26 protein-coding genes are annotated in these 25,483 nt (G+C 37.2%); 17 read left to right on the top strand and 9 right to left on the bottom strand.

All coding sequences use genetic code 11. The features are described 5' to 3' along the window. Position 1 precedes the first annotated feature (1 nt). Entirely contained in the window at positions 2-895 is an 894-nt protein-coding gene (locus tag AC6H0V_RS08755) for a DMT family transporter (RefSeq protein ID WP_497563350.1), read from the top strand. 153 nt (positions 896-1,048) lie between these two features. Here AC6H0V_RS08755 and AC6H0V_RS08760 read toward each other — a convergent pair whose 3' ends face one another. After that, a complete protein-coding gene (locus AC6H0V_RS08760; RefSeq protein ID WP_497563351.1) occupies positions 1,049-1,462 on the bottom strand; it encodes a GxxExxY protein in 414 nt (137 codons plus the stop codon). A gap of 863 nt (positions 1,463-2,325) precedes the next feature. Here AC6H0V_RS08760 and AC6H0V_RS08765 point away from each other — a divergent pair. Together AC6H0V_RS08765 and AC6H0V_RS08770 are read left to right on the top strand one after the other, a co-directional pair. Continuing rightward, on the top strand, positions 2,326-5,088 hold the full coding sequence (locus tag AC6H0V_RS08765; RefSeq protein WP_497563352.1) for a TolB-like translocation protein: 2,763 nt from the start codon (positions 2,326-2,328) through the stop codon (positions 5,086-5,088). Positions 5,089-5,128: 40 nt separating this feature from the next. Next, complete coding sequence (locus AC6H0V_RS08770; protein WP_497559813.1) at positions 5,129-5,413, top strand: LapA family protein; 285 nt, start codon at positions 5,129-5,131, stop codon at positions 5,411-5,413. Between the two features lie 12 nt (positions 5,414-5,425). Here the strand turns inward: AC6H0V_RS08770 and AC6H0V_RS08775 are convergent, their stop codons facing one another. The 5 genes from AC6H0V_RS08775 to AC6H0V_RS08795 all read right to left on the bottom strand — a co-directional run bounded on the left by AC6H0V_RS08775 (position 5,426) and on the right by AC6H0V_RS08795 (position 9,358). Continuing rightward, positions 5,426-6,106: a DNA alkylation repair protein gene (locus tag AC6H0V_RS08775; protein WP_497559814.1), complete on the bottom strand. Its 681-nt coding sequence runs from the start codon at positions 6,104-6,106 to the stop codon at positions 5,426-5,428. Positions 6,107-6,156: 50 nt separating this feature from the next. Next, positions 6,157-7,323, bottom strand: a complete 1,167-nt coding sequence (locus AC6H0V_RS08780; RefSeq protein WP_497559815.1) for a trans-sulfuration enzyme family protein — start codon at positions 7,321-7,323, stop codon at positions 6,157-6,159. A 40-nt stretch (positions 7,324-7,363) separates the two neighbouring features. Further along, complete coding sequence (locus AC6H0V_RS08785) at positions 7,364-7,777, bottom strand: OsmC family protein (protein WP_497559816.1); 414 nt, start codon at positions 7,775-7,777, stop codon at positions 7,364-7,366. A gap of 76 nt (positions 7,778-7,853) precedes the next feature. Then, positions 7,854-8,657, bottom strand: a complete 804-nt coding sequence (ispE, locus tag AC6H0V_RS08790; RefSeq protein ID WP_497559817.1) for a 4-(cytidine 5'-diphospho)-2-C-methyl-D-erythritol kinase — start codon at positions 8,655-8,657, stop codon at positions 7,854-7,856. A gap of 119 nt (positions 8,658-8,776) precedes the next feature. Continuing rightward, positions 8,777-9,358, bottom strand: coding sequence for a DUF1287 domain-containing protein (locus AC6H0V_RS08795; protein ID WP_497559818.1), 582 nt, complete (start codon positions 9,356-9,358; stop codon positions 8,777-8,779). Between the two features lie 151 nt (positions 9,359-9,509). Between AC6H0V_RS08795 and AC6H0V_RS08800 the strand changes: the two genes are divergently transcribed. The 11 genes from AC6H0V_RS08800 to AC6H0V_RS08850 all read left to right on the top strand — a co-directional run bounded on the left by AC6H0V_RS08800 (position 9,510) and on the right by AC6H0V_RS08850 (position 20,784). Further along, positions 9,510-10,328: a thymidylate synthase gene (locus AC6H0V_RS08800; RefSeq protein ID WP_497559819.1), complete on the top strand. Its 819-nt coding sequence runs from the start codon at positions 9,510-9,512 to the stop codon at positions 10,326-10,328. Positions 10,329-10,443: 115 nt separating this feature from the next. Next, complete coding sequence (locus tag AC6H0V_RS08805) at positions 10,444-10,812, top strand: four helix bundle protein (RefSeq protein ID WP_497559820.1); 369 nt, start codon at positions 10,444-10,446, stop codon at positions 10,810-10,812. A 111-nt stretch (positions 10,813-10,923) separates the two neighbouring features. Then, positions 10,924-11,409, top strand: a complete 486-nt coding sequence (locus tag AC6H0V_RS08810) for a dihydrofolate reductase (RefSeq protein ID WP_497559821.1) — start codon at positions 10,924-10,926, stop codon at positions 11,407-11,409. 114 nt (positions 11,410-11,523) lie between these two features. After that, positions 11,524-14,490 (top strand): protein translocase subunit SecDF, encoded by a 2,967-nt coding sequence (gene secDF, locus AC6H0V_RS08815; protein WP_497559822.1) that lies wholly within the window; start codon positions 11,524-11,526, stop codon positions 14,488-14,490. A gap of 199 nt (positions 14,491-14,689) precedes the next feature. Next, positions 14,690-15,997 (top strand): NAD(P)/FAD-dependent oxidoreductase, encoded by a 1,308-nt coding sequence (locus tag AC6H0V_RS08820; protein ID WP_497559823.1) that lies wholly within the window; start codon positions 14,690-14,692, stop codon positions 15,995-15,997. A 338-nt stretch (positions 15,998-16,335) separates the two neighbouring features. Continuing rightward, positions 16,336-17,214 (top strand): hydroxymethylglutaryl-CoA lyase, encoded by an 879-nt coding sequence (locus AC6H0V_RS08825; protein ID WP_497559824.1) that lies wholly within the window; start codon positions 16,336-16,338, stop codon positions 17,212-17,214. Positions 17,215-17,234: 20 nt separating this feature from the next. Beyond that, entirely contained in the window at positions 17,235-18,095 is an 861-nt protein-coding gene (locus AC6H0V_RS08830; protein ID WP_497559825.1) for a hypothetical protein, read from the top strand. Then, on the top strand, positions 18,085-18,741 hold the full coding sequence (locus AC6H0V_RS08835) for a class I SAM-dependent DNA methyltransferase (RefSeq protein ID WP_497559826.1): 657 nt from the start codon (positions 18,085-18,087) through the stop codon (positions 18,739-18,741). Before AC6H0V_RS08830 ends, AC6H0V_RS08835 begins: the two co-directional genes overlap by 11 nt. A 6-nt stretch (positions 18,742-18,747) precedes the next feature. Further along, entirely contained in the window at positions 18,748-19,515 is a 768-nt protein-coding gene (locus AC6H0V_RS08840) for a helix-turn-helix domain-containing protein (RefSeq protein WP_497559827.1), read from the top strand. Positions 19,516-19,584: 69 nt separating this feature from the next. Next, positions 19,585-20,436, top strand: coding sequence for a VOC family protein (locus tag AC6H0V_RS08845; RefSeq protein ID WP_497559828.1), 852 nt, complete (start codon positions 19,585-19,587; stop codon positions 20,434-20,436). Between the two features lie 48 nt (positions 20,437-20,484). Further along, positions 20,485-20,784 carry a hypothetical protein gene (locus AC6H0V_RS08850; RefSeq protein WP_497559829.1) on the top strand — a complete coding sequence of 100 codons (300 nt, stop codon included), beginning with the start codon at positions 20,485-20,487 and terminating at the stop codon, positions 20,782-20,784. Positions 20,785-20,908: 124 nt separating this feature from the next. On the opposite strand, the gene AC6H0V_RS08855 is transcribed toward AC6H0V_RS08850, so the two are convergent. The 3 genes from AC6H0V_RS08855 to fbaA form a co-directional block, all read right to left on the bottom strand. After that, positions 20,909-21,334 (bottom strand): GNAT family N-acetyltransferase, encoded by a 426-nt coding sequence (locus AC6H0V_RS08855; protein ID WP_497559830.1) that lies wholly within the window; start codon positions 21,332-21,334, stop codon positions 20,909-20,911. Next, positions 21,300-21,809: a low affinity iron permease family protein gene (locus AC6H0V_RS08860; RefSeq protein WP_497559831.1), complete on the bottom strand. Its 510-nt coding sequence runs from the start codon at positions 21,807-21,809 to the stop codon at positions 21,300-21,302. The genes AC6H0V_RS08855 and AC6H0V_RS08860 overlap by 35 nt, the downstream gene beginning before the upstream one ends. Before the next feature lie 170 nt (positions 21,810-21,979). Continuing rightward, complete coding sequence (fbaA, locus tag AC6H0V_RS08865; protein WP_497559832.1) at positions 21,980-23,059, bottom strand: class II fructose-bisphosphate aldolase; 1,080 nt, start codon at positions 23,057-23,059, stop codon at positions 21,980-21,982. Between the two features lie 176 nt (positions 23,060-23,235). Here fbaA and accD point away from each other — a divergent pair, with 176 nt between their 5' ends. The 3 genes from accD to AC6H0V_RS08880 are packed head-to-tail and all read left to right on the top strand — an operon-like array spanning position 23,236 to position 25,371. Further along, positions 23,236-24,081 (top strand): acetyl-CoA carboxylase, carboxyltransferase subunit beta, encoded by an 846-nt coding sequence (gene accD, locus AC6H0V_RS08870; protein WP_497559833.1) that lies wholly within the window; start codon positions 23,236-23,238, stop codon positions 24,079-24,081. 50 nt (positions 24,082-24,131) lie between these two features. Then, positions 24,132-24,869: an N-acetylmuramoyl-L-alanine amidase gene (locus AC6H0V_RS08875; RefSeq protein ID WP_497559834.1), complete on the top strand. Its 738-nt coding sequence runs from the start codon at positions 24,132-24,134 to the stop codon at positions 24,867-24,869. Between the two features lie 37 nt (positions 24,870-24,906). Then, positions 24,907-25,371 carry a YciI family protein gene (locus tag AC6H0V_RS08880; protein WP_497559835.1) on the top strand — a complete coding sequence of 155 codons (465 nt, stop codon included), beginning with the start codon at positions 24,907-24,909 and terminating at the stop codon, positions 25,369-25,371. Positions 25,372-25,483 lie beyond the last annotated feature (112 nt).

The raw sequence follows: 25,483 nt of genomic DNA on the forward strand, positions 1-25,483 counted from the left end.
GATGATCGCTGATCAAAAACCCAATGTAAACAGAAACCTGTTGATTTTACATCTCACTGTTTTCGTATGGGGTTTTACTGGCATTCTAGGTGCACTCATTTCTATTAGCGCAGTACAATTGGTCTGGTATAGGGTCTTAATTGCCTCTATCACCTTATTTGCTTATTTTATGCTGAGCAAAACCAATATTAAGATTACCCGCTTACAGTTCATTAAATTTTTCTTTACAGGAAGTATTGTTGCTCTTCATTGGATTTTCTTTTTTCATGCCATTAAGGTCGCTAATGTATCGGTAAGCTTAATCTGTTTATCGTCTGTAACCCTCTTTATTTCCATTTTAGAACCTTTGATCAAAAAACAAAAGATCTCAAAAGGAGATATTTTTATAGGCCTGATTATCATTTTAGGGATTTATCTCATTTTCAAGTTCGAAACAAAATATACTACAGGCATTATTTTCGGATTACTTTCGGCGGTTGCAGCAAGTTTTTTTTCGACCATTAATTCTACATTGGTTCAGAAAAACAATCCGAGCATAATTGGCTTTTATGAGCTTACTGGTGCCTTTTTTTGGATTACCATTTATAGATTGGCTGATAATAGCCTGCTAACTGAAACGTTTAACCTAAGCTTATCTGATTGGTTTTATTTAGGGGTTTTAGGGACAATTTGTACAGCACTTGCCTACGTCGCAGGTGTGGGTGTAATGCGAACCTTATCCGCTTTTAGGGTTGCACTAATTACCAATCTCGAACCTGTGTACGGTATCATACTTGCCTTTATTTTGTTTGGAAATAAAGAGCAGATGACGGGCGGATTTTACCTCGGATCGCTGTTAATTTTAGCCGCCGTTTTCGTGTATCCAATCTATAAAAAACGTAAGAATAAAAGCTAATTTTGCTTCTCTACTACTCTAAAACACCACATAGGAACATAGAGCACATAGATTGTTATAAATTAAAATACTATGTGTACTATGTTTCTATGTGGTAAAAAAAATTAAAACCAACTTTAAGCATCACATTTAAACATAGCTCACATAGTGGTTTTATTCATCTAGTAAAAATCTAAATAAATCATTAACGAAAGTCTTTTGACCATCGCTAAATATATTAACACAATTAAAATTTATTAAAACGCCTTTAGGTGCCTCCAATAATTTCATATACGTTAACAGTTGAGCTTTAAATATAGGCTTTACTTCTTCTACCGACTTTAATTCTACAACCAAACAATCTTCTACCAATAGATCGCATCTCAAACCAGTTTCAATTTTAATATTACCATAATAAACAGGCACAGTCTTTTGAGATATAAACGCTATTCCTTGCTCTGATAATTCATAAACAAGACACTTGTGGTAAACACTTTCAATTAACCCTGGACCTAGAGCTTTGTGGACCTTTATTGCCGCACCAATAACTCTAAATGTAAGTTCATCTAGATACTTTTTTGTAACCATATTTCCCCTATTTTAAAGGAATGACAGGATCAATATATAACAATAAAAGAAAGAATTAAGAGGATTTTTTACAATTATCTTATATAGCAAATTGTGTTTAGAGAAGGTAAAAGGAGTTAACTTTAAAGGAACAAAATGAATATATATGTGCTCTATGTTCCTATGTGGTAGAACAAAATTGTAAAATAACCTACAATTATTAAGGTAAAAATAAGGGTGTTTATTTGGCCATTTCTTGTGGATAAAGTTTATAAAAAACGGAAGAATAAAAGCTAATTTTCGTCATCCCCCATGGGGTAGGGGATACCTATTAATCTGCAGTTTTTAGCTTGCAATTTTCAGTTAGCGGTTTTAGTTTGCAGCGGTTAACTACCTATCAGATCTTTCCTAAAATGAAAGCTAATTTATTCATATTCTCCGATTAACTGCTCCTGTATTTACCCGAATTAGAGGATAAATAAGACTCGATATCCGCCCATAAATACCTTGTTCAAAAATAATTTATTCAAAAAATCAGGAGTAAACTTTCGTACAATTCGTATACATCTCAAAAGTATGGCGCAACAATTTGCTAAAAATTCAACTTAAATAGTGTATCTTAAGTGCAGATTTTGAGGTATTCTAAAAGGGAGCCAAAATAGGTTTAAAAGGCGGATTTTAATCAAAAAAACAACTAAAAATGCGAATAAACTTCCAATTAAACTACTATCTTATAATATTGAAAATCATTATATTAACTGTTTTAACTTAATGTAATAGTGAAAATAAAACGAAGTTTTATAATTTTAAAAAACTAATAAATTTAGCAAACCATTTTTACACTACTTAATATGACCTATAAAAAATTGATAATCAGAATTTTAATGATATTCATATTAAGTATATCTTTTCTCAAGGGTTTTGGGCAGATTTTTGATAGCGAACAAAATCCACTTAGTGTAAAATGGAAGCAAATTTACACCAATGGCTTTACCCTCCTCTACCCTACCGAGCTCGAGAAAGAAGCACAACGAATGGCCAACACCATCCCATTCATTTACCCTTATGTTGGTCGAAGCTTAAACCGTAACAAAACAACCTTGCCAATTGTTCTCCAAAACAGAGGAACCACCGCCAATGGCTTTGTACAACTGGCCCCGAAAAAGTCGCAATTTTATACCACCCCTCCTCAGCAATTTGATAGTCAGGATTGGTTAAATAATCTTGCTGTTCATGAGTTAAGACACGTAGCTCAATTCGGTAAAATTACAGGCCATGAAAAGTACTTTTTAACCGAAGAGATCTACTTCGCCTATCTTGGCCTTAGCATCCCTACCTGGTTCTTCGAAGGTGATGCGGTAAGCATAGAAACTTGCCTTACCAATGCCGGTCGCGGAAGACAGCCATCGTGGATCATGCCATTCAGGACATCGCTGTTAAACGGCAAAACTTTTTCGTACTCTAAGTCCTATTTTGGATCCAACAAAGATCAAACCCCAGGCTATTATCAGTTGGGCTACTTAATGGCTTCTAACCTGAGAACATCGTTCGGTAAAAGCATTATGGATAGTTTACTCACCGATATTCATAAAAGGCCTATTCGCTTTTACCCTTTTTCTAATAGTTTAAAAAAAATTACAGGCATAGGAACAAAAGATTATTATTTAAAAACAGTTGAGCAGGTTAAGAGTGAGTGGCAAAAACAAGACGCATCCACTAACAGCGTAAATTATCCAAGTTTAAATCGACGGGCCAAATACGCGAGTAACTATTTTTTACCAACCCCGATAAATAGCACGCAGATCTTAACCTTAAAGCAAACGAAGGGGGAAGCCTCCCAATTTATCCTTCTCAACGAAGATAAAACCGAAGAACCTTTGTTTAAGATCGGCTTTCAAGAAAATGTATGGTTCAGTTACGGCAATAATACATTGGTATGGGACGAAATAAGAACCGATCCCAGGTACAAACAAAGAAGTTATAGCGTAATCTGCGTTTATGATTTTGCAAGTAAAAGAAAACGTCAGCTTACGTTTAAAACCAGGCTCTTCTCTCCTGCCATTTCTGGCGATGGAAAAAAACTAGTTGCGGTACAGATTGATCTAAGCAATACCTGTAATCTTGTAGAAATTGATCTTAATAGTGGGGAGCTTTTAAAAACCTTTGAAAATCCTGGAAATTTAATCCTCCAAATGCCTGCTCTTGATGAGAAGGCTGAAAGATTAACTTGGATAAGTGTAAGCGAAAGGGGAAAAGCACTTTGGCTCCAAGATAGAACCGGAAGAAATCTGCAGTTAATTCCAGAAACTAATCAGCAATTAAGTAAGCCGATATTTATCAATGAGCTTATTGCTTTTAACGCACATTTTAACGGAGTTGATAATATTTACGGTGTCAACCCTTCATCCAAGAAAATAATGGCTCTCACGGCCTCTAAGTACGGCGCTTTTAATGCGGCACCCACTAGCGATAGAAAAGGAATGGTATTTAATAATTACCAATTGATGGGTTATGAAATTGCCAGAACTGAAATTGACCCTCAGCCCGTTCAAGAAAATAAGTTTGTTTACTTCGGAGCAGCTACCGAAAAACAGGAGAATACTGGAAATATCTTTGAGAAGATTCCCGATAGTGTTTATCAGAGTAAAAAGTATAGTCAATTGTCGCACCTTATCAATTTCCATAGCATTAGCTTTGCAGAAGATGAGGACGAAAAAGTAGGGATCCAACTCAAGTCTAACAACCTGCTCAATACTTTTGATCTCTATGGAGGCATAAATTATGATAATGAGCTCAGAAAAATAGAGTACAACGCTGGTTTTGTTTTTAAAAGTTTATACCCCGTGCTCAGTGCTACGTTTAAAAATAGACCAAAAAGGGCATTTTATCGAATAGGAACAGCGGTTGAACAAGCAGATTGGCGAGAGAATTATGTAAACATTAAAGCAAGCTTGCCATTGAGCATTAATCGTTTTAACGATAATTATAGCGCATTGGCAGAAGTGGGCACCAGTTATACACAACGGAATTTCGCGCCCAAAGAAGCTGTCTTTTTTACCAACACCTTACGATTTCCTATGAGCTATAAAATTGCTTTCGGGCACAGTATCCGTGCCGCAGAGCGTGATGTAGCTCCAAAATGGGCCCAGTCAATAAGTTTTAGTTATTTCAATCAACCTTTTGATAAAAATTTAAACGGAGATCTGTTAGCCTTCGAAAGTGCCTTTTACTTTCCAGGAATAGCTAGAAACCATTCGTTTGTAGCAAGTTTTAACTATCAACGAAGTAGTGGTGTGTTAAGTTTTAATAACGAAATTAATACGGTTTGGGGATATAACCAGATTAGAGATATCAATTTATTAAAAAACACCTTGTTGTTAAACTACCGTTTTCCGATTGCCTTTCCAGACTTAGAGCTTGGTAGCTTTGCCTATGTTAGGAATATTAGAGGCGGATTTTTTAGTCACTATGAGAATATTGGCGAAACAATGTTTTTCCAACCTAAAACATTTGGGCTCGAATTACGTAGTAGTATGAACCTGTTACGTTATCAACCAGTGGTAGATTTGGGCGCAAGGCTGATCTTTGTAAACCGGATTTATAATCAAAACCCAATTGTTGAATTTACGTTTAACTATAGCTTCTAACCCCTAAAAAGAACTTGCGTTTATATTAATCTTATTAATCATGAAAACAAAAACGATAATCATCATCATTCTAACCGCTCTTTTAACGATATTTTTAACAGTTAACAGTGATCCTGTTGATTTTGACTTTATTATTGGAGAACCTGTTGCCGTTTCTAAATTGATTGTTATTGGAATTTGTGTATTGGTTGGTTTTATTTTAGGCTTTATTGCCGGCCGACCAAGAAAAACCCTAAGCAGCTATGATGATGAGATTGAACGGGGTGTAAATTCTTCCGACAGCAAATCTACACTGAGCGACGAGGATAGGGATTATATTAGTTAATTCAATGATTAGCTAATTGGCTAATTTCTTAAGCACTTTTTCCCCTCGCAATTCCCTTAGTGCGTCAAGCGCAACCCAATTTGCCTTTTTATTCCCTTTGGCTAAAATAGCATTGGCTGTTTCTATAGCTTTTTGATGTAGCGTAAGGTTTCTTTTACCAATCTGCCTTAATGCCCAATTAATGGCTTTTTTTACAAAATTTCTTTGATCTGCAGCTTCCCTTTCTATAATTGGTAAGAAATCAATAAACGTTTGGTCTCGTTCTTTTTTGAGATGCACCGCAGCCTCAGCCATTAACACGAAACCACATCGTTTTACAAATTCTGATTCTTCTTTAGTGTACTGTAATACTTTAGGAATAAAAAAGGGAGTCTTTACAAACAGATTGCCACAGGCTTGATCGCATATATCCCATGAACTGAAATCGTTGGTCCACTTGTCTATCTGTGCCTCTCTTACCTCTTTATAATCGCCAATAATCGTTGCTAAAATCCGGGCCTCATGAATTTCGGTTTCCCATAATTCTAGGGAAAGTGTTTGGTTTTTGCCAATCTGTTTAGCTAGTGTTCTAATTTTGGGTAAACTTACTCCCAGTGCTTTTTGGTTATCAATTCCAAAATGCTGCATTTTTTGTTGATATGCGGGCTGGGCTAAGGATTTTAATTCATTTATTACAAATTCGAGATCGTTCATAATTAGCAAATTACGAATGGAAAATAGTGCCAAAGGCAATCACTTTGTGACTAATTACCTAATGCTTCTTCAATATCCTTCAAAATATCATCAATATGCTCTAATCCAATTGACAGGCGCACGGTTCCCTGCTCAATTCCTACCTCTAAGCGTTGCTCTTCGGTTAATTTGCTGTGCGTGCTCGTAGCCGGATGTGTAGCGATAGATCGGGTGTCGGCCAAGTTTGCCGAGATAGAGAACATTTTAAGGCCGTCCATAAATTTACTTGCCCCCTCTACCCCATTTTTAACCACAACGGTAACAATTCCGCCCCCCTGTTTCATCTGCTTTTTGGCAATTTCATATTGAGGATGGGATTTCAAGAAAGGATATTTTACTAGTTTTACTTGTGGATGGCCTTCTAAAAATTCAGCCACTTTGAGAGCGTTCTCACAATGCCTATCCATTCTCACGGCTAATGTTTCTAAACTTTTGGATAAAATCCACGCATTAAATGGCGACAAAGAAGGTCCGCTGTGGCGTGCAAATCCTTCAATTTCTAACATGTGTTGTTTTGATCCTAAAATGATCCCTCCTAATGTCCTCCCTTGTCCATCTATATATTTTGTAGCAGAGTGAATGGAGATATCCGCGCCTAATTTAATTGGCTGTTGCAGATATGGGGTAGCAAAACAGTTGTCTACTACAAAAAGTACCCCATGTTTTTTGGCAATTTTTGCAATAAATTCCAGATCAATAATATCAATCCCAGGATTTGATGGTGTCTCGATAAAAATCAATTTTGTATTGGGCTGGATGAGTTCTTCCCACGTATCAGGCTTGTCTAAATCTGCATAGGTATACGTAATTCCCCATTTAGAAAAAACGTTGGTGAGCAATTGGTGTGTCGAGCCAAAAACTGATCTGCTCGAAAGAACATGGTCGCCACTTTTAAGGAAGGCACCAAAAGTGGTAAAAATAGCCGCCATTCCCGTTGCTGTTACCCAACCTGCTTCCGAACCTTCTAGAGCAGCCATTTTATCGATTAGCTCTGTAGTGTTAGGGTTGGCATATCTACTGTACACATTACCTTCCTTTTCGTTTGCAAAAAGGGCTCGCATTTCTTCTGCGTCATCAAATTTGTAACTAGATGTTAAATACAAGGGCACTGAATGCTCTTTAAAGGCACTTCTTTCGGCTTGGAGACGGATGGCAATGGTTTCAAAATTTTCGGACATGGTGGGTATTGCGTTTGGCGATAAGCGTTTGGCGTAAGGGCTACTTATTTATCGTGTATGTAAAATTTATTTTAGCCGAGCGACTTAAAATATTCGCTACAGAGCAGTATTTATCAAAGGTAAGAGCCAGTGCTCTTTGTATTTTTTGTTCGTTTAACTTGCCATAAAGATTGAAATTTATATCAATAATTTCAAATATTGGGGGTTCTTCTGATCTTCTTGTGGCATTGATGTCTATTTGGATGTCGGTTAGTTCTACCTTTTGTTTAGTTAATATATTCACCATGTCGATACCACTACAGCCGCCCAGTCCTACCAACAGCATTTCCATTGGTCTAAAACCCTTTCCTTCGCCTCCAATGGCTGGATTGGCATCAATTTCAACTACTTGGCCATCTTCATTTGTGGCTTCGAAGTTAAATTTCTCGTTTTTGCGTTTAAGTTGTATATGCATGGCGTTTGGCGTGAGGCGATAAGCGTTTGGTTTAACGAGATGGGCGGTAAGCGATAGGCATTTTAAATAAGTTCAATTATATATCATAAAAAACCAAATTATCCTTTTCGAGTTCTGGTAAGGTAACTGGTTTTTCGAAGATGGCATATACCGAAGAACCGCTTCCACTCATCAATGCAAATGTAGCACCTGCGGCATAAAGCTTTGTTTTTATTTCGTCAAGTTGTGGATGTGCCGGAAAAATCGATTCTTCAAAATCATTAAAAATAGTTGCTTTCCAATCAGTTAAAGGTAAGTTTATTAATTCCTTTAACGATCTATTCGGTTGGGCCACTTTCACCTTTTGATAGGCTTCGGCCGTAGATACATGTATAGGTGATTTAACGAGCACCAGAAAGTAAGCTGATAAATCAAGATTAAGGTCTTCAAATTCATCGCCCTTGGCAAAGGCATATACTGGCTTGTTTTGAATAAAAAAAGCACAATCTGCGCCAAGCCCACGGGCATAGTCTTCCATTTTATCGTTTGTTAATTGCAAGTTAAACTTTGCATTAACAAGTTTGATTAAGAAAGCTGCATCTGACGACCCTCCCCCTAATCCTGCACCAATTGGGATATTTTTTAACAAGGTGAGCTGTTGATTCGGTAAATCAAAATCGGCTTGAAGGCGCTCAAAAGCACTTAAACAGGTATTTTCATGGATATTTCCAGGGATTTCAAGTCCTTCTATTTTACATTCCGTTACCTTCGCATCATTAATCTCTATCACATCAAATAGTTTCACTGGATAGAAAATCGTTTGCAAATTGTGATAGCCATCTGGCCGCTTCTCGGTAAGGAATAGTCCTAAATTGATCTTAGCATTTGCAAAGGCAAGCATGTTGATTTACGATTTTGGTCTTGATAGCTCCAAAGGAGTGCCTATGGAACCATCGGTACACGATATACGATTTACTCCGATAGCGATCAAGAAAGTTTATATTCTGGTGCAATTTATAACTAAACTTTGTATTGGTAGTGACCAATTATCTTATAGGCAAATAAGCAATCGGATATTTCTTGTCCCCTGCCAATGTTATGCACAATTAAATAACGTTTATTATCTGCAGATCGTTGGTTAATCACTAAGCCAATGTGCGAAATATTGCCACTCAAATTCCAGCACACAATATCTCCGGGTTGATAATCGGCTGCATTTGTACTTTTCGTTTTCTCCCTTCCTTTTCGTGCAAAGAAAACCATGAGATTGTATACCCGTCGATGATCTATGTTGGCGTCAGGTGTTTTCCTTCCCCAATCTTTGGGATATAAGTTGAAATTGCGGGCCATATCTTCGTGAACATCTTTCTGAAGATCAATACCTAAAACACGAAAAGCTCTAATCAATACATCCGTACAAACCCCCTTTCCTGATGGTATATCCCCATTTGGATAAGGGATTTTAAAATAGGCAGGATCATATACTACTTTCTGTTTGGTTAAATTAATTGCTGCGTCGGATAACTTGATGGCTGGCGACTGAGCGAATGAACTTATGCACACCAACCATAAGATTAGAAACGTTACTATTTTTTTTTCCATAGGGCATTGGATAGGTTAATTTTCTCCTCTCAAAGATAATTTAATTTTCGCGGATTGGAAAAAGTCACAATGTGGAAAAAACCTAAAGCATGACGACGGTAAAATTTTTAGTTTTGTATAGAATTCGATTAAAAGCTTTTAGGGCAGTGATATGAAACAATATTTAGATTTAATGCAGCACGTGCTTGACCACGGCGCACAAAAGCACGACCGTACTGGCACGGGAACCATTAGTGTGTTTGGTTATCAGATGAGATTTAACCTTCAAGAGGGTTTTCCGATGGTAACTACAAAAAAGTTGCATCTTAAATCTATTATCCATGAGTTAATCTGGTTTTTAAGTGGGGATACCAATATCAAATATCTAAAAGAAAATGGAGTTAAGATATGGGATGAGTGGGCAGACGAAGAGGGAAATCTAGGGCCGGTATATGGTTCGCAATGGCGCTCTTGGCCAAAACCTGACGGAAATAGTATCGATCAGATTACCCAAATCATTAATACCATTAAAAACAATCCTGATTCAAGGCGGATTATCGTCTCTGCTTGGAACGTGGCCGAAATAGAAAACATGGCTTTACCGCCATGTCACGCATTTTTTCAGTTTTATGTTTCTCCTGCCCAACCTGGGGAGGCCGGAAGGGGGCGTTTAAGCTGCCAATTGTACCAACGAAGCGCGGATATATTTTTAGGTGTTCCATTCAACATCGCATCTTATGCTTTACTTACAATGATGGTTGCGCAGGTGTGCGACTTAGACTATGGCGATTTTGTGCATACCTTAGGAGATGCTCATTTATACAACAACCACATCGAGCAGGCCCGCCTTCAGTTGAGCAGAGATACAAAGGTATTGCCGAAAATGCACATTAATCCCGAAGTGAAAAATATTTTCGATTTCAAGTTCGAAGATTTTACCTTAGAAAATTACGATCCGCATCCTCATATTAAGGGGGTAGTGGCGGTATAACCAGTGTTGGCAACTGGTTCATTTGTTCATTAGGACATAAGGCCCTATCTAGACCCAGACCTAGTATTTTACCATATTACAACATCCCTGTTGATAACCATTAAACAAATTTATTATGAGTTACAACAGAATAGAGGATTTAGAAGTTTATAACCTGGCTGAAGATTTTTCCAATGAAATCTGGGACATAGTGACGAAGTGGGACTTCTTTGCGAAAGATACAGTGGGCAAACAAATATGTAAGGCCGCAGACTCAATAGGCGCAAATATTGCAGAGGGTTATGGCAGATACCATTTCAAAGAGAATAAGAATTTTTGTTATTATAGTAGAGGATCAATTTTAGAAGTAAAGTCATTTTTAAGAAAAACTAGACATAGAAAATTAGTGAACGAACAAGAATATTTAAAACTTTTCGAAAAACTAGAAATGATACATTTAAAGTTAAACTCTTACATTAAATACATTGGTAAAAGAGGTCTTTAAACTATAAATGTAAATTATGACTAATGAACCAATGATACCAACGACTAATGAACTAATGACAATAATGGCACAAATGAACTAATGACTAATACTAATGAACCAATGATATTAATGAACATATCTATCATCGTAGCGGTCTCCTCCAACAATGCCATTGGTAAAAACAATCAATTACTATGGCACCTACCCGCTGATTTAAAGCACTTTAAAGCCGTTACTACAGGGCACCCTATTATTATGGGCCGCAAAACCTTCGATTCTATCGGTAAGGCTCTTCCAAATCGCAGAAATATAATTATTACGCATCAACAGGATTTAAGGCTAGAAGGAGCAGAAGTGGTACATAGCGTAGCTGATGCGTTATCTCTTTGCAAAACAGAGAATGAAGTATTTATTATCGGCGGTGCGGAAATCTACAAAAGTGCCATTGCGTTCACTAATCGGATATATTTAACTACAGTTCATCAAGAATATGAAGCAGATGCTTTTTTTCCCGCCCTATCCAATGAGGAATGGGAAACAATCTCTCAAGAATATCACCCAGCCGATGAAAAAAATAGTGTAGCTTACACTTTTTCCATATTGGAGCGTAAATAAAGAAGCTCAAGAATAAAATTACAATTAGCAGTCCTATTATTTAAAAAAATAGTTAGATTTGCCGACTTGTTTAAAAAACAAGTACGCTATAGAAAAATAACATAATAACAAAAAATGCAAGGTAAAGGTTTTATTAAATTTATGGCAATACTATTAGGTGTTGTCTGTCTGTATTCACTCTCGTTTAATCTAGTTACATATAATGTAGAAAAAGACGCCAAAGCTTTTGCCAAAGGCGATACGATTAAAGAAAAAGCTTATCTGGATTCAATGGCCACCCAGCCGGTATTTTTAGGCTTAACCTACCAAAAAGTAAAAGGTAATGAGATCAATCTTGGTCTCGACTTAAAAGGTGGGATGAATGTTACCATGGAGATTTCATTAGCAGAGTTAACCAAATCTTTGGCCAACAATACTTCTGACGCTAACTTTAATCAGGCATTGCGTACTGCACAAGCCCAGCTTAACGCAGGTGGAAAAGATTTTATTTCGCTATTTGTTAACGAATATGAGAAACTTTCGCCTAATGGTAAATTGGCTGATTTTTTCTCAAATCAAGATAATTCTAGCCAGTTAAAACCTAATGCAAGCAATAGTGAGGTTAAAAGTTTCCTTTCTAAAGAGGCTACTAGCGCGATAGATCGTTCATTTATCATCTTACGTAGCCGTATAGACGGTTTCGGAATGGTAAGTCCAAACATGCAAAAACAAGAAGGTACCAATCGGATCTTTATTGAAATGCCAGGAGTTCAGGATAAAGAACGTGTTCGCAAATTATTACAAGGATCTGCAGAGCTACAATTTTGGCAGGTATACGAAAATCAAGAAGTATATCCAATTCTTCAAAATATTAACAAAACCTTAGCGGTTTCTATTAAAGATACCACTAGCACTTCTAAAGCTGCTGATACAGCGAATAAAGGAGGTAAATTAGCTGGTTTAACTAATAAAACTGTTGCGAAAGATACTTCAGCTAAAGCTAAAACGGCTGATGTTGCTAAAACAGATCCATTATTTGCCCTCTTGCCTCCATCTGTTGGCGCTGGACAGAATGGTCAACCTGCATTAATGCCGGGATCAATTGTTGGATCGGCCATGCAAAAAGATACAGCTAAGGTTATGGCATTGCTTAACAGACCAGAAGTTAAGCCTCTTATTCCTGCTTCCCTTAAATTTATGTGGAGCTTAAAACCCATTGAAAAAACCAAAAGATTTCAACTTTATGCAATCAAGGTTACCTCTCCAGATGGAAAACCTGCATTAAGTGGTGATGCAATTGCAAATGCTAGGGATGATTTCGGCGAAGGCAATAAGCCTCAGGTAACAATGAGCATGAACAGCGATGGTGCGGCAAAATGGAGAAAAATTACCGCTGAAGCTGCAGGCAGACCCGGTGATGCTTCTGATGATAAAGCTATTGCTATCGTTTTAGACAATACAGTATATACCGCTCCAGTAGTAAGTGGTGAAATTCCAGGTGGTAACTCCGTAATTTCTGGAAGCTTTACCCAAGAGGATACCAAAGATTTGGCCAACATCTTAAAAGCTGGTAAACTTCCTGCTCCTGCAAAAATTGTTTCAGATTTCATTGTAGGTCCATCATTAGGGCAACAGGCAATTAATAGTGGTCTGTTTTCATTTGTACTCGCCTTTGCCGTGATCTTGGCATTTATGGCAATGTACTACAGCAAAGCTGGATGGGTTGCTAATTTAGCTTTGGTTATAAACCTATTCTTTATCCTTGGTGTTCTTGCCGCGTTCCATGCCGTGTTAACACTTCCGGGCATTGCTGGTATTATATTAACCATTGGTTTATCTGTGGATGCAAACATCCTTATCTTTGAAAGGGTCCGAGAAGAATTAGCACAGGGCAAGAATACTGGAGTTGCCATCAAAGAAGGTTTCAAACATGCCATGTCATCTATCATCGACTCAAATGCTACCCTATTGATCTTAGGTATTATCCTGGCGATTTTCGGAGTTGGTCCGGTAAAAGGTTTTGCGGTTACTTTATGTATAGGCGTACTTACCTCATTCTTCGCCGCGGTATTAATCTCACGAGTGATTTTTGAAGGAATGCTGAACAGAAAAACAAATATTCCATTTGATAACTCGGTTACCAGAAATGCCTTTAAACATATAGGTTTTAACTTTGTAGGTAGAAGAAAATTATATTATATCATTTCTTCGTTGATTATTATTGTGGGTATCGGATTTTATTTCAAAAATGGTGGACTTAACCTAGGTGTAGATTTTAAAGGTGGCAGAACCTATTTGGTGAAGTTTGATAAGAAAATGAACACCGAGGAAGTTAGCCATAAGTTAACTGCCAGTTTTGAAGGCAAAGAAGCCCTGGTTAAAACTGCAGGAACCGATAATACCTTAAAAATCACAACTTCTTACCATATCGAGGATCAAGATGCATCTGCTGATAAAGTGGTTGAAACTGCGTTGAAAAAAGGTTTAGATGCAATGGGAACTAAATATATTATAGATGGTTCTCAGAAAGTTACCCCTACAATAGCTAGTGATATTATTGTAAAAGCCTATTATGCGATTTTGATCTCATGTGTGTTTATGTTCCTTTACATTCTGATCCGTTTCAGAAAATGGCAGTATGGTTTAGGTGCGGTTATCGCCCTGTTCCATGATGTACTTTTGGTATTGTCATTTTATACCATTTTAGATGGTGTATTGCCTTTCCCATTAGAAATTGGACAAGATTTTATCGCTGCTATCTTAACGGTTATGGGTTATACAATGACAGAAACTGTAGTTGTGTTTGACCGTATTCGTGAGAAATTAGGCGAAGCAGGTAAAACTGATGTTTACGGTGAAGAGCGTAATACATTAATTAACTTTGCTTTAAACAGTACTTTAAGTCGTACTATTTTAACTTCATTGACCGTATTCTTTGTACTAATTGTAATTTTCATCTTTGGTGGAGATAGCATTAGAGGATTTATTTTCGCTTTGCTAATTGGTCGTATCATTGGTACCTACTCATCATTGTGTATCTCTACGCCAATCGTAATCGATTTATCTGGAGAAAAAGAAAAATTTAAAAAAGTAACTATTTAGGTGCCTTGGTTCGTGTCCTCACGAACTATGACATAACATAAGGCATTCAGTATTGGATGCCTTTTTTTAATTGTGCTCATCCGATGAGTCACCCGGTGAATCATCAAATGAGCATTGAATTTAAACCAGTTTAACCTCGATTAGCCATTGAACACCTATATTTGAAAAACTAAATACATTATTATTTAGTTTACCATATATGGATAATCAAAAACGAAAAATTGTTATTGTTGGAGGTGGTTTTGGTGGGATAGAGTTAGCTAAAAAATTGAAAAATGAAGAGGTAGATGTAGTTATCTTAGATAAACACAATTATCATACCTTCCAGCCCCTACTTTATCAAGTGGCAACAGGTGGCTTAGAAGCTGATTCCATTGCATTCCCTATCAGGAAAATATTCAAAGGACAAAAAAATCTTACGTTTAGGGTCACAGAAGTTGAAAAGGTTATTCCAGAAGAAAATAAATTAATAACAACCATTGGCGAGATTTCTTATGATTACCTGATTATTGCTACAGGTTCAACAAGCAACTTCTTTGGCGACACTGCTATTGAGAAAAATGCAATGCCTATGAAATCTATCCCAGAGGCTTTGAATTTAAGAAGTTTGATTTTACAGAACCTGGAAGCCGCTTTAATTGCTAGAGATCCCGAAAGTACAGCCGAACTTTTAAATTTTGTAATTGTAGGGGGCGGTCCAACCGGAGTGGAAACCGCTGGAGCGATTGCCGAGCTCAAAAAGCATGTGCTCAAAAACGATTATCCAGAATTAGATATCCATAAAATGAATATCTACTTAATCGAAGGATCGCCTGAACTATTAGGACCAATGTCTAAACAATCGCAACAAAAATCACAACAATTTTTGGAAGAACTAGGTGTAACCATTTATACAGAAACACGGGTGAAATCTTATGATGGAAAATTATTGTCGCTTGGCGATGGAAGAACCATCAGGTCTTCAACAGTGATTTGGAGCGCGGGGGTGAAAGGCGTGGTATTGGAGGGTTTAGAACCAGAATGTACGGTAAGAGGTAATAGACTAAAAGTGAATAAAATAAACAGGGTTGAGTGTTATGATAACATTTATGCCATTGGCGATGTCGCGGCAATGATTACGGAGGAAACGCCAAATGGTCATCCTGGGGTTGCTCCTGCTGCCATACAACAAGGGAAATTGTTGGCCGAAAACCTGATTAATATTATCACTGGCAAACCTACCAAAGATTTCAGGTATTTTGACAAAGGATCAATGGCAACAGTAGGTAGGAATAGAGCCGTTGTTGATATCAATAAAATCCATTTTCAAGGGATTTTTGCCTGGTTTACCTGGATGTTTGTCCATCTCATGACTTTAGTAGGATTCAGAAATAAATTAGTTGTATTTGTAAACTGGGTATGGAGCTATTTTAGTTACGATAGAGGAACACGATTGATCATTAGACCCTTTCTAAAAGTCTCAGCTCCTCCAGAGCTAACGGAAGAGTTTAAGGGAACCGAAGTTTAAGCCGTTACAATTTTTCCCGAAGTGGTGCCTTTGGCACAGTTAGCTTTTTCAAGTTGAACGCAAAGGCCGCAAAGATTACGCAGAGAACGCAAAGACAGTTAAAATTTTTCGGGGCGTTCACGGTCTTGGGATTACTAAAAGGACTTAGCCGTTCTAAGATGTCTAACCTGCCGGCAGGGATGGTGAAAAAGTTTTCAGTTCACAGTTCAGTTTGGTTCATGGTCCCGGCCTTAGTTAGGATGTTGCAAATTAACCTCAACAGCCTTTTCCTCCAGCAGGTTATGCTATGTTTCTATGTGGTTATTCTAATGAAATAATTTTTCATTAAATTTAACCCCATGCCAAATTCCAACAATCAAACCCACTATCACTTAACCGAATGCCCTCGAGATGCCATGCAAGGCTTACATCACTTTGTGCCAACTGATGTGAAAGCAACTTACATTAATTTATTATTAAAGGTTGGTTTTGATACCTTAGATTTCGGAAGTTTTGTGTCGCCTAAGGCAATTCCCCAATTGCGTGATACTGGCGAAGTGTTAGCTCAACTTAACCTCGACGGGACGAATACGAAATTACTCGCCATTGTAGCTAATTTAAGGGGGGTTCAGGAGGCTGTAATCCATAAACCCATAAGGTACCTTGGTTTTCCATTTTCGATCTCTGAAACTTTCCAGCAAAGAAATACCAATTCAAGCATTGCGCAATCGCTCAACACCGTTGAAGATATGTTAAATTTATGCGATCAGCATCAAAAAACAGCGGTAGTTTACCTATCAATGGGTTTTGGAAATCCCTATGGGGATGAATGGAATGTTGAAATAGTAGAACAATGGGCTGATGCTTTAATTAGTCGTGGAGTAAAAATTCTTTCTCTAGCCGATACAACTGGCGTTTCAACCCCAGAAAAAATAAGCAGCATTCTTCCTCCCCTAATTAAGAAATTTAATTCCACCGAAATAGGGATTCATTTGCACAGCACACCTTCTACGCGTTTCGAAAAAATCGAAGCAGCTTACAATGCAGGATGTACCCGGTTTGATAGTGCGTTAAAAGGTTTTGGAGGTTGCCCAATGGCAGCAGACGATTTAACCGGCAATTTGGCTACCGAAGACCTGATCAGTTTTTTGGAAAGTAAAGGCGAAATGTTGAATTTGGATATGGAGAAATGGAAGGAAGCACTAGTTTACTCATCATTAATATTTGCTAATAATTAATTTATTTTAAAAAAAGCGAAATGAAAAGAATCACTACACTATTTTTTTTACTATTTACCATACCATGTTTTTCACAAACCGATAAGAATGGAAATCCTATCTTTAATTCAATATCGACAGGAGACGTAACCTTAAAAGATTTTAAAATCCATTCTAATTATTACACTATAAAAAACAACATCGAAAATAGTGGCTCATCGGTTTACATTTCAACTACTCCTACACTCGACCAGATTCTAAACTTTGCTACTGTTTTACCCTCAGATTTTTTTCTTATAACTAAGGGCCAAAATATGATCAACATGGTAATTATTATCAATAAACCATCAAGAAAATTTATTGTAATAGACCCTAACAATAGAAATCAAACTGAATTTGAGTGTTCGCTAGAGGGAGACCTAACAGAAAATAGAGCCAAAGAAATTATCAAAGAAAATTACGATCCTAAGGCAAAACTTGAAGGTGACAACTTATATTTCAACGGACGAAATCTAAAAGTAATCTCAAATCGAGATATTATGGGCAGTATCTTGGACCTGATTGAAAAACGAAACTTAACTGGTGGCGATATTTCAAACCTCAAAGTACTTTCAAAAGAAGACCTAAAAATTATAGTCCTAAAAGAAAGTAAGGAAGGTGGGAAACTTGATTTTTTTACGGCCATTAAAGGAAAAGAAATGGATGGTATCCAAATCAAACCGGGCGTTTTTTCAACTCAAATTGGGGTTGCATTATACAATTGGGGCCGTGCAAATTTTGATTTAGGTACAAATAGCCTTGAGGATGCTCTTGAATTTTGGACTGAGTTCAAGGGTCGACAACCAAACCAGAGAGAAAAAGAATACATCAAATTAGGTTTTAATAGAGGGCTTGAAAAATAGGCCAACGGATATGGAGCACGAACATTATAAAGAAACCTTCGAAACTTGGAACAAAGTTGCTTCATTATATGAAGAAAAGTTTATGGACCTAGATCTTTATAATGAAACGTATGATTTTATTTGTGATTCTTTACCTACCCAGGCATCATTACTAGAAATTGGTTGCGGCCCTGGAAACATTACCAAGTACTTGCTCAACAAACGCCCGGATTTTGAAATTTATGGGATAGATACTGCCCCCAATATGATAACAATTGCAAGAAGGCATAACCCTACCGCTAGTTTTGATGTAATGGATAGTAGAGAAATCCATAAACTTGAAACTAAGTTTGATGCTATAATCTGTGGGTTTATCTTACCCTATTTGTCGCCGGCCGACTGCGAGAAAGTCATTTCCGATGCTTCTTTATTACTGCAGGGAAACGGGTTGATCTATCTCAGCTTTGTAGAAGGAAATCCTAACAAATCGGGCTTTCAGGTGGGTAGCACTGGCGATAGGAGCTATTTTTATTACTATGAATTAGATCAGCTAAAAGCCATATTAATAGACAATCATTTTGAAGAAATTAAATTATTTAAAATTGAGTACCCAAAATCAGAGGAGGAAAAAGATATTCATACGGTATTCATAGGCACAAAAAATTGATGGTATATGATGAAATACGAATATCATAAACCGAATCCACGCCTAATAGATTATGTACAATCCATAGTCGCTATAGAGCCTGTTTCTGGACCTGCGGTTTCAAGTGTACCACTATTCACCAATGGGATGCCTGCTTTACTATATCAACTTACAACAAATAATCAGCTTACTTTTACGCTATTCGGTAAACAAATTCCTGCAGAAGACTTAACGGTAGAACACCATACTACTTTGATTGGTTTTTTCTTTAAACCTTTTGTACTAGGCCCAATTTTTAAACTTTCGGCTAAGGAACTAAAAAACCCAATTGAACTTAAATTATGGAATGCTCAAAAAACAATAACAATATATAGGCAATTAATTAATGCTAAATCAACTTCAGCTAAAATCGATATCCTCAATCATTTTATTTTAAGTCAATTTGAGGCAAACAAAAGAGAATGTGAAGTGATCCGATATGCCACAGACCAAATGATGCTTGATCCTAGCGGAGAAATACTTTCCAAATTATTAATAGAATTGAATTTAACAGAAAGAACATTTCAACGGATTTTCAAAAAATACATTGGCGTCACCGCTAATCAATATAGGCGAATCTGTCAGTTCCATCTCGCTTTTTTCCAATTAAAAGGCAATGATTTCGAAAAATTAACCGATGTTGCTTATACCAATGGCTATTTTGACCAAAGTCATTATATTCGGTCATTTAAAGAATTTACCAATACCACCCCAAATGATTATTTGCAATTTGGGCTGGAAAAAAAGAACAAATAATGTCGGTTTCATCCAATGAAACAGGCATGGCACACCATAATTTTACAACTGAACGCAAAAGTTGAAAAAATGAAAGAACAAATCACCCCCTGCCTATGGTTTAACAACCAGGCCAAAGAAGCAGCAGCATTTTACTGCTCAAAGTTTAAAAATGCTAAGATTGTAGCACAATCGTCCATCGTAAGCGAAATAGCAATTGCTGGACAGTATATTACCCTTCTTGATGGTGGACCAATGTATCAACCTAATCCCTCTATCTCCTTCTTTTACATCTGTGAAACGGTTGAAGAAATAGATATGCTCTGGGAAGCATTTTCAGAAGACGCTAAAATTTTAATGCCTTTAGATAAATATGATTTTAGTGATAGATACGGATGGATAAGCGATAAATTCGGTATTTCTTGGCAATTTTCTTTGGGGAATTTTGGGGATGTTGGACAAAAAATCACTCCATTTTTATTATTTGTTGGTAATCAATACGGGCGTGCTGAAGAAGCTATAGAATTTTATTCTGCCATTTTTAAAGATCCAAAAATAGATGGGATCCTTCGTTACGGAGCCAATGAAACTCCAGATGAAGAGGGAAAAGTAAAACATGCACAAGTAGCCTATAATAAGCAGAAATTTATGTTTATGGATAGTGCCCATCCCCACAATTTTGTCTTTACAGAAGGCATTTCTTTAACCATACATTGCGAAACGCAGGAAGAAATAGACTACTACTGGAAAAAGTTGACTGAAAATGGACAAGAGAGCATGTGCGGATGGCTAAAGGATAAATTTGGGGTTTCATGGCAAGTAATCCCTAATATTTTAGGCAAACTTATGACAGACCCAAGCAAAGCAGGTAAAGCGGCCCAAGCGTTTATGCAGATGAAGAAATTTGACATTGAAAAAATTGTGCAAGCCACGCTAAATTAGATTTACGAAGTTTTAATACCTTCGTAAATGCTTAATAAAATGTAATAAATGAAAATCCATCCCTTCAATTTCACCATTTTTATTATTACAACTCTTATTTTCCTTCTTTTTAGCCTTATGTCTTTTACGGCTACTTTTACAATTGATGAGGGAAGTGGAGATGCAGACTTTTGGGCGGTTACCTTGGCCAGGCTCTTCCCTATTTTTCGTTTCCCTACACACACTTTTTTCGCTAATTATTTTGGAAAAAGTTTTTTCTTTTTCGGATTAGGGATTAATTCAATGTTTTACAGCCTATTAATCGAAAGAATTATTGGATTATTGAGATCTAAAAAGAATGAAGACTAATTACATTAGCTTAACTGCGGTAGAGCGCTGAGCTTTCGGCGGATAGCGTATGTATGGGGCAAAACTGTAAAGCGCAGAGAACGTTTGACATCACATTGGTACTCATTCTAATCTCTTATTGCACTCAGTTCCGTTTTACCATTTTAAAATGTTGGATTCCGGCTTCCTCAAACTGCTCTCCTTCGGCTACAAATCCAAACTTGGCGTACAGACTCATAGCATCCAATTGCGAATTTAGGTAGATATAATGTGCATCAGGGGGTAAATCGTCTAGCACGGTTGCAATTAGGGCCCTTCCTACCCCTTGCCCTCGAAACTCTTTCAGCACGGCAAAACGTTCTAGCTTATAACCGCTTTCTGTTTTACGCCACCTACAGGCCCCACAGGGATTGTGATCTGAGAGTGCTAAAAAATGGGTAGAAACATCTTCGTTTTCCCATTCTAGTTCTGGTGGACAATTCTGTTCTTCAACAAACACAATTTTACGGATAGCGAAAACTTTATCGAGTTCGCTCTTAGTTATTGCTTTTTGTACGTGCAACGTCTCCATTTGTATTTCTTTTTTTTGCAGTTAATTTCTTTTTCGTTTTCGTTACATTGTTTTCTTCTGCAGCATCTATCGAGTGCGAGCAATGGATATCGTCTTCTTTTTCTGCCAGATCTGAAAGCTTAACGTAAAACTTATGTAATTGATCTAGTTCTTCTTCAGTTAAATCTTCAATATCCACCATTCGGTTACTTGCCCTGGTATTGGCGGCAATTAATTCGTTAAGTTTCAGTTGAATGGCCTTGCCGTCTTTATTTTGCGCTTTTTGAATTAAGAAAACCATTAAAAAGGTAATAATTGTGGTTCCAGTATTAATTACCAATTGCCAAGTCTCAGAATAATCGAACAAGGGCCCGCAAGCTGCCCACAGCACTATCACTCCCGCGGCACCTAAAAAAGCAGGCGAACTTCCAGTAAACTTAGTTGCTGCATTGGCAAATCTTTCGAAGAAGCTATTCTTCTTATTTTTATTTTTCATAAATGGGTTATACGGTTACTATAAACTATTTAAAATATTAATATACAAAAAACGTAACAAGTTCTCTTGTTACGCTCCTCATCTTTAAACAGTTTAGTTAAGAGAATGTTTTCTTTTGCATAAAGCATCCAAAACAGCTCATTGGCATTATCGCCCTCCGTCTACTGCAACTAAAGTTTATCGTTCGCGTTGATACAATTCAAATCTTCAAAAGCAACTGTTAAACGTTTCACAAATTCTTCTTCGCCTTTGCGTAACCAAACGCGAGGATCGTAATATTTCTTATTTGGTTTATCTTCACCCTCTGGGTTACCAATCTGACCTTGCAAATAAGCCTCATTTTTTTTGTAGTAAGCTAAAATGCCTTCCCAAAATGCCCATTGCATATCAGTATCGATATTCATTTTAATGGCGCCGTAAGAAATTGCTTCTCTAATCTCCTCTTGTGAAGATCCTGAACCACCGTGAAATACAAAATTAATGGGTTTTTCTGCACTTAAGTTAAACTTCTCCTTTAGGTAGTCTTGAGAGTTTTTAAGAATTATCGGCTGTAATTTAACATTCCCAGGTTTATAAACTCCATGCACATTTCCGAAAGCGGCGGCAATGGTAAATCGATCACTCACTTTACTCAATTCTTCATAAGCGAAAGCTACTTCCGAAGGTTGGGTATATAACTTAGAGCTATCTACATCACTGTTGTCTACACCATCTTCTTCTCCTCCTGTTACACCTAGTTCAATTTCTATGGTCATTCCCATTTTGCTCATTCGCTCTAGGTATTGCACACAAATCTCCATGTTTTCTTCGATAGGTTCTTCAGAAAGATCCAACATATGTGATGAAAAGAGTGGTTTTCCAGTTTCTGCAAAGAATTTTTCGCCATGTGTTAAAAGTCCATCAATCCAAGGCAAGAGCTTTTTAGCGGCATGATCTGTATGTAAAACCACGGCAACACCATAGTGTTCTGCCAACAAATGAACATGCTTTGCTGCCGACACCGCGCCTAAAATGCAGGCATTCAGGTTATCGTTATTTAAAGTTTTACCTGCATAAAATTGTGCTCCACCATTTGATAACTGGATCATAACAGGAGAATTAACTGCTTTTGCAGTTTCCATAACCGCATTAATGGTATTTGTACCCGTTACATTTACCGCTGGTAAAGCGAATTGATGTTTTTTAGCCTGTTCAAATAATTCCTGAACCGCTGCTCCGTAAATTACGCCTTTATAGCCTTTTAAACTCATTTTATATCGATTTTGTATGTGTCGAAGTTATAAAAATTTTCGGAAAATAGAGGAGTTTTTTTCGGTTTGGCGAGGAGCATAGCGCATAGGGCGAGAACTCTAATCGCTACGCGCCATGCGCTTTGCTTTTCTTAATATTTTTTTCGTTTCTTTGTACTCGCATTTTTAAAAGTAATATGGCTTGGTTTAAAAGAGAGAAAAAAGGGATTAGCACTACAACCGAAGAAAAGAAAGAGGCACCAGATGGGTTGTGGAACAAGTGTCCGAACTGTAAAAAAGCATTACATAGCGCAGACTTAATCGAAAACAAGTATGTTTGCCACTATTGTGATTACCATTTAAGAATAGGATCAAAAGAATATTTTCAGGTTCTTTTTGACAATAACGAATTTACCGAACTTTTCGGGAACCTTACCTCTGGAGACCCACTACACTTTACAGACAGCAAACCATACACAGATAGGATTGTAGAAACTACAGCTAAAACAGGACTTAAAGACGCGATCAGAGCTGCCCACGGAAAAGTTGGTGGAGAAGAACTGATGGTTGCCTGTATGGATTTTGCCTTTATCGGTGGATCAATGGGATCTGTAGTAGGCGAAAAAATTGCGCGCTCCATCGATTACAGTATAAAAAACAAAGTGCCTTTTTTAATGATTTCTAAATCTGGGGGTGCCAGAATGATGGAAGCTGCATTTTCATTGATGCAAATGGCCAAAACATCAGCTAAACTCGCTTTGTTAAGTCAGGCAAAAATCCCTTACATTTCTTTACTAACCGACCCTACAACCGGGGGAGTAACGGCATCATACGCCATGTTGGGCGATATTAACATTGCAGAACCAGGAGCGCTGATCGGCTTTGCCGGCCCTCGAGTAATTAAAGAAACCATTAAAAAAGACTTACCTAAAGGATTTCAAACTTCAGAATTCGTATTAGAACACGGGTTTTTAGACTTCATCGTAGATAGACGACAGATGAAAGCTAAGCTGTCGAGTTTCTTGAAAATGATGAAGAATTAATTAGCTAATTAGCTAATTCCTACTATCTTTAAGGAACAAATTTTTCATTCATGAATAAGGGCATAATTTTAATTCTCAGCTTAATTCTGTTCACAAGCTTTACCGTTCCGAAACCAAAATGGACCTCCAGACCCAAGGGCGTTGTAGTTTGGCAACCATCACATCAAACAGATACAGGTATTGATTTTAGTGAAGCTGAAACCTGTAATGCAATTGTGGAAGCCGCTATTGCAGCTAAGCCACGATTAAACGAATTTAAGGTGTGGAGTTTGGATAAACCGAATTTGCACCATTCAAATGTAGGCAGCAATACCATAATCGAGCACACTTCTGCAGTGATAGATGGAATGATTTCTGGTTATGCTTATGAAATCCAAGAATCGAATAAACTAAATCCTGATGTATTTATCGCTGTGCACAATAATGGAGGCAGTAAACGACATGCGATTTGGGGATATATCCACGAAGGTGATCAGTATGAGGCTGAAAATAAAAAGTTAGCTGCCCGTTTAATTGTAGCCATCAGTGCCGTTACAGATTTGGATAACCGTGGCGTATATTTGGATAGTTCTACGGGCAGAAATGATTATAAATGTAAAACCACCGATAAAAGGGCATTTTATAGTCTTGATGAAAACGTAAATACCGCAAAATATAGGGTCTTGTTAGAAATTGGCGACAATGGTCCAAGTAAAGCATTTCTAGAAAATCCAGACAATCAGAAAAAAATGGGAGAAGCCTTAAAAGCTGAACTCTATAAATGGCTGGCTGAGAAGAATCTTAATTAGTTTAACAGTTTATCAGTCATTAGTCCATTAGTTCATTATGAAAAAACTATTTTTTATTTTAGTTATTTTAGCATTAACTATTACCTCAAATGCCCAGGATAAAAAAGTAAATCCAAATTATGATGAAGCTTTGGCTAAACAGCATGGCGCTGATGAATATGGGATGAAAATGTATGTTTTGGTGATTCTTAAAACTGGATCAAACACGTCAGCCACCAAAGCCGAAACTGATAGCGCTTTTGCTGGTCATATGGCCAACATGGGCAAACTCGTAAAAATGAATAAGCTTGTGGTAGCTGGTCCATTAGGCAAAAATGACAAAACCTACCGTGGCATTTTTATTTTAAATACTAAATCTATAGACGAGGCCAAGGAAATTTTAGCTACTGATCCTGCTTACAAAGCCAAGCTCTTGGACGCTGAAATTATGAATTGGTATGGTTCTGCCGCCCTGGCCGAATACCTTAAAGCGGATGATAAAATAGGAAGGTATAAGTTCTAAGCTTACATTAATAATTGCATTTATTGCTTATTTTGTTACACAGCTGTAATTTAAAAATCTAGGAAAATCCTCTCAAAAGCTTATCTTTATCGCAAATACAAGAGACTCTTAA

The organism is Pedobacter sp. NO84 (genome assembly GCF_059703915.1).